At 36.5% G+C, this 16,842-nt stretch carries 13 protein-coding genes; 4 read left to right on the top strand and 9 right to left on the bottom strand.

The window, feature by feature from the left end; genetic code table 11:
* Position 1 precedes the first annotated feature (1 nt).
* On the top strand, positions 2 to 412 hold the full coding sequence (locus ACH3PA_RS07320) for a hypothetical protein (RefSeq protein ID WP_416445663.1): 411 nt from the start codon (positions 2 to 4) through the stop codon (positions 410 to 412).
* Positions 409 to 852 (top strand): GNAT family N-acetyltransferase, encoded by a 444-nt coding sequence (locus tag ACH3PA_RS07315; protein WP_416445665.1) that lies wholly within the window; start codon positions 409 to 411, stop codon positions 850 to 852. Before ACH3PA_RS07320 ends, ACH3PA_RS07315 begins: the two co-directional genes overlap by 4 nt.
* A 54-nt stretch (positions 853 to 906) precedes the next feature.
* Here ACH3PA_RS07315 and ACH3PA_RS07310 read toward each other — a convergent pair whose 3' ends face one another.
* The 6 genes from ACH3PA_RS07310 to ACH3PA_RS07285 all read right to left on the bottom strand — a co-directional run bounded on the left by ACH3PA_RS07310 (position 907) and on the right by ACH3PA_RS07285 (position 8,012).
* Complete coding sequence (locus ACH3PA_RS07310; RefSeq protein ID WP_416445667.1) at positions 907 to 1,284, bottom strand: hypothetical protein; 378 nt, start codon at positions 1,282 to 1,284, stop codon at positions 907 to 909.
* A gap of 102 nt (positions 1,285 to 1,386) precedes the next feature.
* Complete coding sequence (locus ACH3PA_RS07305; protein ID WP_416445669.1) at positions 1,387 to 3,012, bottom strand: S41 family peptidase; 1,626 nt, start codon at positions 3,010 to 3,012, stop codon at positions 1,387 to 1,389.
* Positions 3,013 to 3,112: 100 nt separating this feature from the next.
* A complete protein-coding gene (rnpA, locus tag ACH3PA_RS07300) occupies positions 3,113 to 3,493 on the bottom strand; it encodes a ribonuclease P protein component (RefSeq protein WP_416445671.1) in 381 nt (126 codons plus the stop codon).
* A gap of 134 nt (positions 3,494 to 3,627) precedes the next feature.
* Positions 3,628 to 5,475, bottom strand: a complete 1,848-nt coding sequence (locus ACH3PA_RS07295; RefSeq protein ID WP_416445673.1) for a M1 family metallopeptidase — start codon at positions 5,473 to 5,475, stop codon at positions 3,628 to 3,630.
* 5 nt (positions 5,476 to 5,480) lie between these two features.
* Complete coding sequence (locus ACH3PA_RS07290; protein ID WP_416445675.1) at positions 5,481 to 7,145, bottom strand: S8 family peptidase; 1,665 nt, start codon at positions 7,143 to 7,145, stop codon at positions 5,481 to 5,483.
* 6 nt (positions 7,146 to 7,151) lie between these two features.
* Complete coding sequence (locus ACH3PA_RS07285; protein WP_416445677.1) at positions 7,152 to 8,012, bottom strand: MBL fold metallo-hydrolase; 861 nt, start codon at positions 8,010 to 8,012, stop codon at positions 7,152 to 7,154.
* Between the two features lie 147 nt (positions 8,013 to 8,159).
* On the opposite strand from ACH3PA_RS07285, the gene ACH3PA_RS07280 reads away from it, so the two are divergent.
* Complete coding sequence (locus ACH3PA_RS07280; RefSeq protein WP_416445679.1) at positions 8,160 to 10,034, top strand: cation:proton antiporter; 1,875 nt, start codon at positions 8,160 to 8,162, stop codon at positions 10,032 to 10,034.
* Positions 10,035 to 10,036: 2 nt separating this feature from the next.
* On the opposite strand, the gene ACH3PA_RS07275 is transcribed toward ACH3PA_RS07280, so the two are convergent.
* Both ACH3PA_RS07275 and lepA read right to left on the bottom strand, forming a co-directional pair.
* Entirely contained in the window at positions 10,037 to 10,204 is a 168-nt protein-coding gene (locus ACH3PA_RS07275; protein WP_416445681.1) for a hypothetical protein, read from the bottom strand.
* Positions 10,204 to 12,000, bottom strand: coding sequence for a translation elongation factor 4 (gene lepA / locus ACH3PA_RS07270; protein WP_416446639.1), 1,797 nt, complete (start codon positions 11,998 to 12,000; stop codon positions 10,204 to 10,206). The genes ACH3PA_RS07275 and lepA overlap by 1 nt, the downstream gene beginning before the upstream one ends.
* 422 nt (positions 12,001 to 12,422) lie before the next feature.
* On the opposite strand from lepA, the gene ACH3PA_RS07265 reads away from it, so the two are divergent.
* Positions 12,423 to 14,855 carry an outer membrane beta-barrel protein gene (locus ACH3PA_RS07265; RefSeq protein ID WP_416445683.1) on the top strand — a complete coding sequence of 811 codons (2,433 nt, stop codon included), beginning with the start codon at positions 12,423 to 12,425 and terminating at the stop codon, positions 14,853 to 14,855.
* A gap of 15 nt (positions 14,856 to 14,870) precedes the next feature.
* On the opposite strand, the gene ACH3PA_RS07260 is transcribed toward ACH3PA_RS07265, so the two are convergent.
* The gene (locus ACH3PA_RS07260; RefSeq protein ID WP_416445685.1) at positions 14,871 to 16,676 is read right to left on the bottom strand and encodes a sodium:solute symporter family protein; all 1,806 of its coding nucleotides are present in this window, start codon (positions 16,674 to 16,676) and stop codon (positions 14,871 to 14,873) included.
* Positions 16,677 to 16,842 lie beyond the last annotated feature (166 nt).

The raw sequence follows: 16,842 nt of genomic DNA, 5'->3' as shown, positions 1-16,842 counted from the left end.
AATGAAAAAAGTAATTCTTATATTTTTTATTGTTCTAACCAGCTGTTCAGAAATTTCAGATCAAATTTTTGAAAACATAGAGGAAAAGAGAGAAGAAAAGAACAGCCCACATGTTGACTACCTATTTTATAATTCAACTGAATATAATTTTAATGCCGCATACATACATATGTATGGTGAGGTTATAGATTTAGGTTATTTCCCAAGTAAAAGTTACAGTCCGGTTTATAGTAATTATTATATATTAAATTCTGCTGAAGCTGTAATGTATTATAATGAAAAGAAATTTTCTTACGTGCTGCCTTCATTGGTTACACCAGATACGATAAGAGATGATGGTATTTATGTGTATAAAATAAGTATAGATAATTTAAGTAAAAGAACCCTTAAAGTTGACCTTTCAAAACTATGATCTCATTTGATATAAAAACATATGACCAACTCACAAAAGACGAGCTTTATGACATTTTACAGTTAAGAGCAGAAGTCTTTGTTGTAGAGCAGGATTGCCCTTACCAGGATGTTGATGGTAAAGATAAAAAGGCAGTACACGTTCTGGGTTATAAAGAAGAAAAACTGGTAGCTTATACCAGAATTTTTAAACAGGGAGACTATTTTGAAAATGCGAGCATAGGTCGAGTTGTCGTAAGTAAAAATCAAAGGAAATTTGGCTACGGCTATGATTTAATGAATGCATCTATACAAGTTGTTGAAAAGCTTTTTAATACAAATACAATCGAAATTTCTGCACAGACCTATCTCAAGAAATTTTATAATAATTTAGGCTTTAAAGAAGTAGGTGAAGGTTATCTGGAAGATGATATACCACATATTAAAATGGTAAAAAATTAAAAACCCAAGCGATAGCTCACTTGGGTTTTTAATCTAATGTTGGGCAAAAAAGGATTAAATTTTTATAAGTTTTTTCTCCATATTTATTTCGCTCAAGGTTTCATTTGTGAACTTGTAATGCCCACGAGTTGTTACTATTCTAAAGCGAAATTTCTTCATTTGGCTCAAAACATCTAAGAAAAGCCATTTAGATTTTAATAACCGTGGCTTTTTAGATTTAAGGCTAATCTCAAAAATATGTTTTTCACCGTCGCGTTCTGCAACAATATCTGGGGTGATAGACATCTCGCTTCCTCGGCGTATGTATGATTTTGGCGTATCAAAACCATCCACATCGGCTTTAATATTTTCAAAACCTCTGTCTTGCAAATAAGATATGGCCTGAGTTAAAAATTCAGTGTTTTTGTCTGTTTCTTTATCTAATGTGATCATAATCCGTAAGTTATCAATTTAAAATCTTAAACAGGTATAATATTAAGTTAAATAGCTCATAATGTGATATTAAACCTTCCTTTTAAGAGTTAAAATCGGCTATTATGGGTTTAAAATCGCCTGGTATTTAGAAGAATTGCCCAGTATAGCGGTAGCTTCTGCTATCTCCTCATTATGAGCAATATGATAGTCGTACAAACCTTCTCTGTAGAAATAACGTTTTATAAGTTCGTCTATTATAATTTTAGATATTTCCTTTTCTTTTGTATCCAGTTCCTGCACTTTTGCAGTATCTATTTTGTTAGAAAGATCACTGTAAGCACTAGAAATATCGGCCTGTAAACCGTCTTTTTCGGCATTTATGATAACATTTTCGAGAGATTTCTCTGTTTCTGTTTTGTATGAAAAACCTGATTCTTTTAGATAAGCTTTGAAATCTGCGTAATCTTTATCAGAATATTTAAACTTGTCAAGCTGGTCATAATTATGATTGTAGTAAAACTGAGTCGCATAATTAAAGATTGACATATCTCTTAAAAGCGCTTCTGTAACTGCGCTCAACTTTGCTGAAGAAACCTCAATATCTGGTAAGACTCCGCCGCCATCATAAACCTTTCTTCCATTTTTCGTTTTAAACTCATTATAATCTGCCACATCTGTACGCACCGCATTTCCCTGTGAATCGCGATGCCAGTAATCAAGAGCTTGTATGCATCTACCGCTAGGAGTATAATAGCGTGAGATAGTCACTTTTAACTGAGTGCCATATGTCAATTCTTTAGGGCGCTGTACAAGACCTTTGCCAAAACTTCTGGCACCTACGATTATCGCACGATCATAATCCTGCAATGAACCTGCAACGATCTCACTGGCAGATGCGCTACGACCGTTTACCAGAACAGCTAGAGGGATATTTACATCAAGGGGATCGTTAGGCGTGAAATACTCTTTGTTATATTTTTCAATAACAGATTTTGTAGTTGTGATCAACTGCCCTTTAGGCAGGAAAAGGTTGCTCACGTTGATAGCTTCAGAAAGCAGACCACCGGGATTACCTCTAAGATCAAGAATTAACGAGGTTGCTCCCTGCTCTTTTAGATCTTTAATGGCTGCAGCTGTTTCTGATGATGCTTTCTTATTAAATTTTGAAAGAACAATATAACCCACATTGTTGCTTATCAATTTAAAATAAGGAACAGCACTTATATCTATAGCTTCTCTTTTAATACTTGTGTTCTGTAATTTTCCCTGGCGCTTATATGTAAGAGGTATTGCTGTGCCAGGAGCCCCTTGTAGCAGATCTCCTGCATCATCATCAAAATCTGCGATGGTTATGTCACCAATCTTAATTATTTCGTCACCGGGCTTTAAACCCGCTTTATCTGCGGGATAATCTTTATAAGTTTCTACAATTGTTATTTTTTTATTACGCGTATAAACAGTTGCACCAATGCCGGTATATTCTCCCGTATTGTTAATGCGGGCATCTTCTACTTGCTGCTCATTCCAAAAAACGGTGTAAGGATCAAGCTCAGAGAGCATTCCTTCAATTGCACTGTCCATCAATTGTGCAGGATTTACCTCATCAACATAATTCATATTCAACTCTTTGAATAGCGTAGTGAAGATCTCTATCTGCTTAGCGATCTCAAAAAAGTCGCTTTTAAAACTAACCGTAGTTAATAAAACAAGACAGGCGGCGGGTATAAGTAGATATTTCTTTTTCATAAGAAATGCAGTGTTGAAAATTATAAAAACAGTGACAGTGTAAGATAAGAAAATCAGGTATTTGAGGCCAAAAATCGGGTATTAAAGGGTGATTTTTAGCTTAATTTAATCCCTGAACTTCTTTAGTAAGTTTTTCCAGAGTCCTCACCATCAATCTCTCTAACTCAAAATAAGATAAAATATTCTTACTCGTATAAATAAACATCAACGCTATTTTTTTGTCATTGAGGTTTAATAGATGTTTGTTTTTACGAAAGGCTTCACGCATTAGTCGCTTTATTCTATTGCGTGACACAGCTGTTTTGTGATTGCGCTTGCTAACAGAAAATCCTGCCTGAAACGAAACATGTTCTGCAGAAAGTTCACATTCTTTATAAACAAGAATAAGTGGATGAGCTTTAACTGATTTACCCTGCACAAAAAGTGAATCAATTATTTTTTTACGTTTTAGTTTTTCAGCTTTGGGAAAGCTTTGATCCATACTTTTCTCTGTGATTAGGAAAAATTCTTATACGCCAAAGATAAGCCAAATCATGACCCTAGGAAAGTGAGCCTGCCAGCAACAAAAAACCCTTTGCATAATACAAAGGGTTTTAAAATAAATTGTTTATTTAATTACATATCTGTTCCCTTGGGCCAGATGTTGTTGTCTTTGTTAATATCTGCCATTTTTTGTTCAGCATCAATTAGCATAGTTTTTATTTCGCCAACAGGCTTATCTATTGTAAAAGTAAATGTAGGGTTTGTCCAGGGCCAGTCTTCAAGTTGTGTACGCTCGATGTTAGGAAAAGGATTAGGTTTCTCAGCTCGCATCATTCTTAACGGAATGTAATACGACTCCTGAGAACCATCTGTATTTGTAACATAAAAATCTATAGGCATTGGCATAAGACCAATTCTTTCAAGAGTTACTTGTGTCTTTCCGTCTACTTCTTCTACACTTTTAATACCATAATCTATAGTATTTGTTGTCTGTGTCCAGTCTACAAGATACCAGTCAAGTTGCATACCAGAAATCTTCTCTGCCGTGCGTTTTATATCATTAGGGGTAGGATGTTTAAACTTAAAATCCTTGAAGTATTTAAGCAACGTCTTATCAAGATTTTCTTTGCCGATAATATAACCAAGCTGAGAAAGGAATACAGCCCCTTTAGAATAAGCAGAAACTCCATATGCAGCATTTCTATCATAACGATCGGCATACGTGGTCTGAGGTTGCTCAAAACCGCTGGTTACTAACCTTAAATACGATTCATAACTACTTGCCTGAGGATGTGGATTCTTTTGATCCATCACATCATTCATAGCTTCGTTTGAGATATAGGTAGTAAAACCTTCATCCATCCATTCATTTTTTGCCTCATTAGATGCCAGCAAGAACTGAAACCAGGTATGTGCAAACTCATGAGCGGTTACTCCTATAAGGCTGTTTAAACTACGCTCACCTGTAATTAGAGTACACATCGCATACTCCATACCGCCGTCACCACCTTGTATTACAGAATATTGTTTGTAAGGATATTGCCCCACATGCTCATTATAATAAGCTAAAAGCTTAGCCATTACTGGTTGTAGTTTTTTCCAGTTTTCGATGATATCAGGATTGTTTTTGTAGAAGAAATGAAGCTCTACATCATTCTCTCCCTTTATCATATCATGTATGTAATCTTTATCTGCAGCCCACGCAAAATCATGAACATTAGGCGCCACAAAGTGCCATGTATATTTACCTTTTTTAGGTTTCATAGCCTTTTGACCTTTTTCGCCATAACCATGACCTATCTCTGCAGGGTTTTGAAGATACCCGGTCCCTCCTATTGTATAATCAGAATTAATGGTGATTTTCACATCAAAATCGCCCCAAACACCGTAAAATTCGCGAGCAATATAAGGATCTGCATGCCATCCCTGGAAGTCATATTCTGCCATTTTAGGATACCATTGCGTCATAGATAATTCTACTCCTTCTGCATTATTGCGACCGCTACGGCGTATTTGTACAGGAACCTGACCATTAAAATCCATTTTAAAAGTTACACTTTGCCCGGGTTCTATAGGTTTAGCCAGTTGCACCTCAAGTACAGTTCCTGCTACTTCATAATTAACAGCTGTCCCATCCTGCGTAAGTGAACTTACTTTTAAAAAGCCTATTTCTTCCGGACTTAATTTTGATATACGATCACCTACCCTTCTGTCTGGATCTGCAATATTTAATGAGCGCACATCCATCTCGCTTCCGGGTTGAAAAGCGTTAAAATATAGATGATAAAATACCTGCTGCAGGGTATCTGGTGAATTATTAGTATAAACCAAAGTCTGCTTACCGGTATAATTATAGTTGTCAACATTCATGTCAACTTCCATTTTATAATCAACATGCTGTTGCCAGTAAGTGGTATTATTTTGTGCGTATATTGATGATGCACATACGATTGTGCAAAAAGCGATTAAAAATTTCCTCATTATAATTATAGAGATTGTTTGCTTGAAAGCTGAGCCATTTTAAAGGCATTATACATATTTATCATTTTTCCAGATTTAGAAAGATCTGAGAACTTTGCTTTTTTAGCAGGGTCACCGGCAACAATAACCTCTGTATTGGTAGGCACACCACTTTGCATGATAATTTCTTTTATCTGTGCAGCACTAAATTCTGGGAAGTAAGATCTCAACATTGCAGCAACACCAGTAACAGCGGGAGCAGCCATAGATGTCCCTTGTAAGAATTTATATGTATTATCTGGTGTTGTAGACCAGATGCGCACACCGGGAGCAAAAATGTCTACGTTAGATTTACCATAATTTGAAAAATTAGCAACAAGCTCACCGCCGTACTTTTCATTAAGTGCACCTACAGTGATTACATTGTCTGCAAATTCTGTAATGTTATCAAGTTGATCATTAGGATAAACAGTATCCCCGTTATCAAGATCAATGCTTTCATTACCCGAAGCATTTACTATTAAAACATCTTTTTTATCTGCATATTTTATAGCATCATAAACCCATTCTGGATGAGTTGAGAAGTATTTTCCAAAACTCGTATTGATCACTTTTGCACCATTATCAACAGCATAGCGTATCGCTAAGGCCACATCCTTATCACGCTCATCACCATCTGGAACAGCTCTTACAGACATTATTTTTACATTGTTTGCAACACCATTCATACCTACACCATTGTTGCGTTCTGCAGCGATAATACCGGCAACATGTGTACCGTGTAAAGCTTCTTCTTTATCAGGACCTGTAACATTATTGTTACCGTAATTAGTATCTTTTATGTCGTCTGGATTATCACCTACAACATCTCTAAAATGAGCATCTGTACTCAAGTTAGCACTTAATCTCGTTGACATACTGTCAAGATCATCTTTGATCAATTTCAGAAAATCTGGGATACTATCTGCATAATTAAGCATCTGGCCTAAGATAGATTTATTGCGGAGCATAGCTTCATCTGTAGCTTCAAGAGCTGCTACTTCTTCTGCAGTATAATTTTCTTTTCCTAATTTTTCTGAAACGGCCTTGTGAGCCTGTTCTACAGCCTGAACTATTTGTTCATATTGTGTTTTTTGCTCGATCAGGTCGTCATATTCCTTATCGTATTCTGTCTGTGCCTTTTGATACAGATTATATTGATCCTGTTCATCTTTAGGAACCTGTGCTAAGGTTTTTCCGCTATAGCGCTCTTTATATTTTTGCACAATACGTGCATATTCTAGTTGTTCTGCAACAACATCTCCCAGAAAATTCCACCCGTGTATATCGTCTATATAGCCGTTTTTGTCATCATCCTTACCATTATTGGGTATTTCATCTTCATTTGTCCAGATCACATCTTTAAGATCTTCATGCTCAATATCAACACCGCTGTCTACAACACCCACAATTACGGTAGTACCATTTCCTTTTATTAATTCAGCGTACGTTTTGTCTACGCTCATCCCGGGGATGGTATCGTTAATTAGATCTTTTGCGCCCCAATCTTTTTCTTGTTCATCTGTAAGGTTGCTTACTTTAAGGGGAATAGAATCTACATTTTCTACCGGTATAGAAACGAGCGGAGCCGTTGTATCACAGGAAGTTAAAATCACTGCGGCAGAGAACGCCGCAAACATCATTTTTCTCATATTCAATTAATTAATTATGTCGTCTAATTTAAATTTTTCTTTTAATCTTACTCCTTTTTCAGTTTGCTGTACCGTAATTATCGGATTATGTGCATCATGTTCCAGCCAAAAGTAATATTCTCGCTCTGCTGCCACATTTAAAAATTGCTCTTTTTCATTTAAGGTCAATAATGGGCGTGTATCAAAACCCATAACATAAGGCAATGGTAAATGACCTGCTGTAGGTAAAAGATCTGCTGTAAAAACTATGGTTTTGTTATTGTAAGAAATATGCGGAATCATTTGTTTATCTGTATGACCGTCAACAAATAAGATGCCGAAGTTCATTTCTTTACTTTCAACGAAGTTACTTTCACCTCTATTAATAAACTTTAATTGCCCGCTTTCCTCAATAGGAAGAATATTTTCTTTTAAAAATGAAGCCTTTTCTCTGGCATTGGGTTTTGTAGCCCAAAGCCAGTGATCTTCATTGCTCCAGTACGTTGCATTTTTAAAAACAGGCTTTAGAGTTTTATGATCCTTATCCCATTCTATACAACCGCCACAATGATCAAAATGTAAATGAGTAAGAAAAACATCTGTGATATCATCGGGATGAAAGCCTTTAGATTTTAAGGAGTCCTCAAGAGTAAAACCGCCCCAGCGGTAGTAGTAACTAAAGAATTTTTCATTTTGCTTGCTACCCATACCCGTATCAATAAGGATGAGCCTCTCACCGTCTTCTATCAACATGCATCTTGCAGCGATATCTATCATATTATTAGCATCTGCAGGATTGGTCTTAGACCATAATGATTTAGGAACTACGCCAAACATAGCGCCGCCGTCTAACTTAAAATTTCCTGCTTCTACAGAATAAATCTTCATAAGGGTAAAACAAAACGGTGCAAAATACTAAAAGGCATTCAAAACTGATTTTTTAACGGTCCTATTAAGCTATATTTAACAAAGAATTGGAAAATACGTATTTTAAGGTCATTAATAAAAAACGTATACTAGCGCAAATTTTGATGAATGTTAGAACTAGGAGGAATTATTATATTAGGAATTTTGGCACAATGGGTGGCCTGGAAGTTTAAAATTCCTGCTATTCTTCCACTTATTCTTATCGGCTTATTTGTAGGACCCATATCAACTCTGTTTACTTATGATGGGTCAAAATGGATAGAACCTATATGGAATGGTGAGGTAGGTATTTTTCCCGGGGAGCGTCTTTTTAATTTTGTTTCACTTGCCATAGGTATCATTCTTTTTGAGGGAGGCTTGACGCTAAGGTTCAGCGAAGTAAGAAATATTGGTCCCATAATTACCAAGCTTATAATTATAGGCTCACTGGTAACCTTTTTTGGCGCGGGAACAGCTGCGTATTACATATTTGATCTCGATCTTAGAATTGCGTTTTTATTCGCCGCATTAATAATAGTTACAGGACCTACGGTTATCACTCCCATATTGAGAAACATTCCTTTAAAAAAGGATATTTCGGCACTACTCAAATGGGAAGGAATTCTTATTGACCCTATTGGGGCTTTAGTTGCAGTATTGGTATTTGAGTTTATAAACGTAGGCGCAGGCAGTGAGTTTACCTTAACGGCACTTGAGGAGTTCGGTAAAATTGTACTGTTTGGTTTTACATTTGGTTTTACATTTGCGCATGCCCTTGCTTTCGCTATAAAGCGAAATGTTATACCGCATTATCTTCTTAATGTATTTACGCTTGCCACAGTGCTGGGCGTTTTTGTGCTTTCAGACCTTTTTGCTCATGAAAGCGGATTACTTTCTGTAGTTGTAATGGGTATGGTGATGGGAAATATGAAGTTACCTAACATTAAAGAACTGCTCTATTTTAAAGAGTCTTTGAGCGTTTTGTTGATTTCTATTCTCTTTATACTGCTTGCTGCAAACATCAGCATGGAAGATCTTTATTTAGTGTATAACTGGAATGCAGCATCCCTTTTTCTAATTGTAGTTTTTGTATTAAGACCTATAGGTGTTTTTATAAGTGCAAAAGGATCAGGATTAAAATTTAATGAGAAACTCTTTGTAAGTTGGGTAGGTCCCCGGGGTATTGTTGCTGCTGGTATTGCTTCCTTATTTGGTTTAAAACTTGCAAGTGAAGGCGTACAGGATGCTGAATATATCACACCTCTTGTTTTTATGATCGTTTTAGGAACCGTTCTGTTAAACGCTACCACAGCACGACTTTTTGCTAAAATTATTGGTGTATTTCTTACTAATTCTGAAGGTATTGTAATCATTGGCGCTTCGAAAGCGAGCCGAATTATAGGCGAATATTTGCAAAAAAATAACCGTCACGTGGTTTTAGTAGATAGCAACAGCACAAACATTACACACGCCAAAGAGCGCGGTCTAGAAGCTATAGAAGACAGTATTTATTCAGATAGTTTGATGAATAATATTGAGCTAAACGATGTGGGTTATTTGATGGCTTTAACGGGAAATGGGGATATTAATCAATATGCGATAAATAGATTTAAAGACATTTTTGGTGAAAACGGTTCTTTTAGATTGATTACTCCAGATGAGATGAAAGATCCATTAGCGAGTCCTAAAGAAGGTCTTTTCTCACCTACAGACGATTTTATTACGCTAACTGAAGTAGCCAGGAGATATCCTACAATTCAGGAAATAGATGTTGATAGCAGACAAGGTTATGAACGCCTGATAGAAATCACCCGAAAAGATGAAAATATCGTCCCAATCTTCCTAAAAAACGCAGAGGGTGATCTAGAAATTTTAAAGTCTAAAAGTGAAGATCTTGAGATGGAAAATTTTGAAGGGTGTAAGCTGGTTTATTTGGGAAAACCCATAGATATAGAAGAAATTGAAGAACCAGAAGAGGATGATGAAGATCTAATTGTTGATTAAAACTACTCTTTTTCAGACTTTATCCAGTCAACAAGTATTAAGATCATCCCGACAACAGCAGCAACTGCTGGTATCCAGATGACCCATGACTTACCATTAATATCTAGAAATTGAGAGCTTGCTCCCGCAAGTACAATTAAAGCAAGACCAATAAGCTGAATGCGTTTCATTAATCATTCAGCTTTAAAACAGCCATAAAAGCTTCTTGTGGTATTTCTACATTTCCTACCTGGCGCATACGTTTTTTACCTTTTTTCTGTTTTTCCAGGAGCTTTCGCTTACGCGAAATATCACCACCGTAACATTTTGCAGTTACATCTTTACGCAGGGCTTTTACTGTTTCTCTCGAGATGATTTTTGCCCCAATTGCTGCCTGTATTGGTATATCAAACTGCTGGCGTGGGATTAATTCTTTCAGTTTCTCACAGATTTTTTTACCTATGTCATAAGCGTTATCTCTGTGAAGCAAAGCAGAAAGAGCATCTACAATATTTCCGTTTAAGAGCACGTCTACTTTTACTAAATGCGATTGACGCATACCAAGAGGCGAATAATCAAAAGAAGCGTACCCTTTTGATACTGTTTTTAAACGATCATAAAAGTCAAAAACAATTTCTGCGAGCGGCATGTCAAAAGTCAACTCTACACGCTCTGTAGTAAGATAGGTTTGATTTGTGATCTCACCGCGCTTTTCTATACACAAAGACATTACAGGACCTACAAAATCTGATTTTGTAATGATAGAGGCTTTTATATACGGCTCTTCTACACGATCCAGACCTGAAGGATCTGGCAGATCTGAAGGGTTGTTTACTAAAATTGGCGTTTCACGATCTTTGGTTGTATAGGCTTGATAAGATACGTTAGGAACGGTTGTAATAACAGTCATATCAAACTCACGCTCTAAGCGCTCTTGTATGATTTCCAGATGCAGCATTCCTAAAAATCCACATCTAAAACCAAAACCAAGGGCCGCAGAACTTTCAGGTACAAACACTAAAGAGGCATCATTAAGCTGAAGCTTCTCCATAGATGACCGCAAGTCTTCATAATCTTCAGTATCTACGGGGTAAATACCCGCAAAAACCATAGGTTTTACATCTTCAAATCCAGAAATAGCATTCTTAGTCGGGTTTTTGGTGTCTGTGATCGTATCTCCTACTTTAACCTCACGCGCCTCTTTAATACCGGTGATTAGATAACCTACATCACCTGTCATAATTTCTTTTTTAGGAACCTGTACAAGTTTTAACGTCCCTACTTCATCTGCATAATATGATTTATCAGTAGCGATAAACTTGATTTGTTGCCCTTTTTTGATACTTCCGTTTATAACTCTAAAATAGGTTTCAACACCTCTAAAAGGATTGTAAACCGAATCAAAAATCAATGCCTGCAATGGCTCGTCAGGATTACCTTTAGGTGCGGGAATACGTTCTATTATGGCAGAAAGTATTTCGTCTATACCTAACCCTGTTTTTGCACTGGCAGGAATTACATCAGAAGCATCACAACCTAAAAGATCAACAATATCATCTGTTACTTCTTCTGGATTTGCACTGGGAAGATCTACTTTATTAAGTACCGGTATGATTTCAAGATCGTTCTCTAAAGCTAAATATAGATTTGATATTGTTTGCGCCTGTATACTTTGCGCCGCATCTACAATTAACAAAGCGCCCTCGCAAGCTGCTATACTTCGCGAAACTTCATAAGAGAAATCTACGTGTCCCGGAGTATCAATAAGGTTTAAAATATATTTTTCTCCCTTATAGGTATAGTCCATTTGTATAGCGTGAGACTTGATGGTAATACCGCGCTCACGCTCCAGATCCATATTATCAAGTAGCTGGTTTTGCTTTTCTCGAGCTGTAACAGATCCTGTAGAATCAAGTAATCTGTCTGCCAGTGTACTTTTACCATGGTCAATATGGGCTATAATGCAAAAATTGCGAATGTTCTTCATGTGCTTTCTTCGTATTGCGTCTGTAACGACCGCTTTAGCCTGCAAATATACGGTTTAGAAAAACCAATATCTAAACAAAATAAAAAGCGCAGTAAAGTGGGAGTAGGGCACGTGGTTAAAATTATACACCACTTCCTAAAAACCTCCTTTTTTTAGGCAATTATCGGTTGCGAAATGCTAAAAATCGCCGGAATAAAATAGAAGTTTCATAATATATGATGAGCTAATTTGTATTATTTATAAATCGCAATTATATAGGTAAGCACATCTATTTAGAATATAGTTTTAAATTATATTGCGTCAACGCTTGCGAATTATATGCGTATTTAGCTCATAAATTTGCTTTTAGCTTTATAATTTGATTATTTATAATAACATTACCACATCTTTTTAACGTAATTTTAACCTTCCAAATTCTACTTGTGAAATATATATTTTATCTCATTATACTTGGTGCGTTTAGTACACAGGCTCAAAATTACACGCTAACCGGAAAAGTTATTGACGCGGAAAAAAAACCCGTGGCTTTTACAAATATTCTGCTGCTTCATGCGGCAGATTCTACATTTGTAAAAGGATCGGTTTCTGAAGACGATGGCTCTTTTGTAATTGAATCTGTAGAAAATGGGTCCTACTTAATAAGATCAAGTTTTGTAGGTTTTAAAGATAATTACTCGCAGGTATTTGAAGTGAATCAGGATTTTAGGATTCCCGTTATAGTGCTTGAGGAAGAAGGTGAATTTCTTGATGAGGTCACTGTTGTGGCAAAAAGACCCACAATACAGCGCAAGATAGATCGCTTAGTTTATAACGTAGAAAACAGTGTTGTTTCATCGGGAAGCACCTATGATATATTAAGAAAGACACCCGGTGTGATCGTGCAGCAGGATAACTTAATGATTAAGAATACGCCTGCTACTGTTTATATTAACGACAGGAGGGTATATCTTTCTGCAACAGAATTGCGTAACTTATTAGAAGGTTTTTCTGGTGAGAATGTAAAAGCTATTGAGATTATAACAAATCCGCCGGCTAAATATGATGCCCAGGGTGGCGCTATTTTAAATATTACAACTTCGCGAAATCCATCAATAGGTTATAAAGGCAGTGTAAATGCCTCAAATACGATTGCAATATTGCCTAAATACGCATTAGGAACAACTCATTACTATAAGACAAAAGGGGTAGATATTTTTGCAAATTACACGTACAATACCCGCTCTGACTTTAAAGAAGATGATAGTTATATAAATTTTTTTGACACTCAGGAAAATGTTGATTCAAGATGGCGCAGTAATTTTGATAAAACCACGCGCACATCATCACATAATTTCAATACTATTTTTGATTTCACACTCAATGATAAAAATTCTTTAAGCTTTTCTTCTAATATTCTGCTTACGCCAAAACAAGATTCTGATATTGCGGTAAATACAGAAATTTCAAATGCACAAAATCAACTGGATTCTTCTTTCATTACAGATAGCCGGTTAAAAGATGACCGAAAAAATATTCTTTTAAACGCTACGTATAAATCAGTTTTAGATGAAAACGGAAGTGAGTTTTCTGTCACTACAAATTACATTAGATACGACGATGACCAAGATCAAAGGGTCGCAACAGATTATTTAGATCCAGAAGGAGCACTTTTAAGACGTACAGATTTTGCAACTGAAGCAAACCAGATCAATGATATTTTTACCGGCCAGCTTGATATTCTAAAACAAGGAGCAAGCTCAACTTTAGAAGGTGGATTAAAATTTACAACTTCAGATTCTAAAAGTAATTACGATTTCTACAATTCACCTGGCGATATTGCTAGCTATAACGAGAATATTTCAGACAACTTCAGGTATTCAGAAAACATTTATGCAGCATATACCAGCTACAGTAAAGATTGGGAAAAATGGAGCCTAAAAGCAGGTTTAAGAGTAGAATATACCGATATTCAGGGCAATTCATTTTTGCTTGGCGAAGTAAATACACAAGAATATACAGAGCTTTTTCCCTCGGCATATTTCATGCACAGCCCCAATGAGAACAACACTTTTGTTCTTAATTACAATAGAAGAATAATTAGGCCTGACTTTGCCAGCTTAAATCCATATAGGTATTATTTAAACGAAAATAACTTTCAGGCTGGTAACCCTGATCTAAGACCAGGAATTGAAAATAAGATCTCGTTTGATTATATCTTAAAACAGGATTATAATTTCTCGATCTATTATCAACATGTAAATAATAGTCTGCAGTCATTAGGTTTTCAAAATAATGAAGGTAGATATAAACGTTCACTCGATCTCAATGTAGATTATACAGAAGAGTATGGTGTTGATTTTCTGTATGGTTCTTCAGTTACAAACTGGTGGTATTTAAATTTTGTAACATCATTTTTCTATTCAAAAGTGATATTTCCTGCAATCGAAAGCGAGAATTTGTTAGTTAAGAATGATGTGTATGCAAATTACTCTGTACTGGGGAATTACTTTACATTAAGCAATGACGGTACATTTAGCGGGGATATAACTGGGTATTTTCTTTCAAACAATGTATCAGGTTCTTATACCTGGGATAGACCACAGGCATCCATTTCGTTTGGTTTAAGAAAAACTTTTTTCAGCGACAGGTTGGTAACAACGGCTAGTGTAGAGGATATTTTAAACACTCTTAACCTTCCGCTTTCATCTCAATACCTTAATCAGGATAATGGGTTTTTTGCAAAATCTGAAAACCGCTTTGTACGCTTCGGAATAAAATACAATTTCGGAAACTTCAAACTTTCAGATAATGAAAGATCTACAGATGCCGAAGAAAGAGATAGAATTAAGAAAAAGGAGTTTTTGCCCCAGCCTTAATTGAAGCCTGATTTTTTATAAAATATCACTTTTCATACTGTTCCACACTCGAATAAGTAAAAATGCACAAATCGCGACCATGACTGTGAGCGCTATTGCTAATGCGTAATTACCGTAGATCCAGTTTCCTGTTGCAAAAAGACACCCATAAACAAGCAGGCAACCCAGAACCATTGCCAAAATCCCCGCAGGCACGGTCCATTTTTCTTTCTTATCTACAATAAGTACATCATCTCTTTGCGCTTCAGTAATTATTCTTTTCCAGCCGGGACCACCTGGTTGAGTTTGTTTATAAAAGCTGTAAAGCACTTTATTTTCTTCTGGCGGAGTTAAATAAGTTACTAATAACCAAATTATAGTTGTGATCAGTACAACTAAAGGAAAAGTACTCCATGAAGGCAAAATAGCTTCCGGACCAGAGAATAATTCAGCATCAAAAACCAAGAATAAAATTGAAACAATACCTGAAGAGAACATAGCTGCAATTTCGCTCCAAGCGTTAATACGCCACCAGAACCAGCGCAGAATAAATATGAGTCCGGTACCGGCGCCAAACATAAGTATAATACTAAATAACTGCATGGCATTAGTAAGAAAAAGAGCAAGTATAGCGCTAAAAACCATTAATATAACTGTAGAAATACGGCCAATATTTACCAGCTCACGCTCTGACGCATTTTTATTTATTTGCTGTTTGTAAAAGTCATTTACGATATATGAAGATCCCCAATTTAAATGAGTCGAAATAGTAGACATATATGCTGCTCCTAACGAAGCTAAAACAAGACCCAGAAGTCCGCTGGGGAGTTTTGTAAGCATTGCAGAATAAGCCAGATCGTGACCCAGTTTACTTTCTTCTACATTAGGAAAAGCAGTATGTATACTTGCCAGATCGGGGTAGACCACAAGAGAAGCAAGAGCAACCAGGATCCATGGCCATGGTCTTAGTGCGTAATGCATAATATTAAAAAAGAATGTAGCACCTATTGCGTGATTTTCATTTTTTGCCGCCAGCATGCGTTGCGCGATATAACCGCCGCCGCCTGGTTCTGCACCGGGATACCAGGAGCTCCACCACTGTACAGTAAGAGGTATAATCAATATTCCAATAACCGCCTCTGTGTTGTCAAAATCGGGTAATAATGACAATTTATCGACAACATTGTCATTTGTAAGAATCGCAGCAACACCACCCACTTCCGGCAAATTTACCAGATAATACGCAGCACTAACAGATCCTACGATAGCTACAAAAAACAAAACAAAATCTGTATAAACAACCCCTCTAAAACCGCCAATTGCACTAAACAAAACGGTAACGGTGCCCGCAATACCTACAGTTTGAATAGGAGATAGCCCCAGCATGATCTGGCCTATTTTTATAGCCGCCAGCGTCACACCAGACATCGCCAGAATATTAAAAACAATACCTAAATAGACTGAACGAAAACCTCTTAAAAAAGCTGCGGGCTTACCGCCGTAGCGCAAAGCATAAAACTCCATGTCTGTAGTAACGTTAGATTTACGCCATAGCTTTGCATAAACAAATACAGTTAGTAAACCGGTTAGCAGGAAAGCCCACCACACCCAGTTACCTGAAACTCCGTTGTTACGTACTATATCTGTCACTAGGTTGGGCGTGTCTGTAGAAAAAGTGGTCGCCACCATAGAAAATCCTAACAGCCACCACGGCATACTACGCCCAGATAAAAAATATTCTGAAGTGTCTTTTCCAGATTTACGAGAAACAATAAGACCAATGGCGAGAACAATTGCAAAAAAACCTATGATGATAGAGTAATCCAGGTAACTTAATTCCATGCTGTGGGAGTTTTAAAAAGACCTTAATATAGTTAAATATACACTTCCTTTTTTGAGCTTTCAAAATTGAATGTCACACATACAGTTTTAAGAATGCCACAGTACTGCATTCAACTGGATAATTTTGATGCATAGATGCGGTTTAATTCTTTATTATTTAATGAAA

Source organism: Leeuwenhoekiella sp. A2, from assembly GCF_047946655.1.
GTDB lineage: Bacteria > Bacteroidota > Bacteroidia > Flavobacteriales > Flavobacteriaceae > Leeuwenhoekiella.
This window is presented reverse-complemented; position numbering and strand designations above follow the sequence as displayed.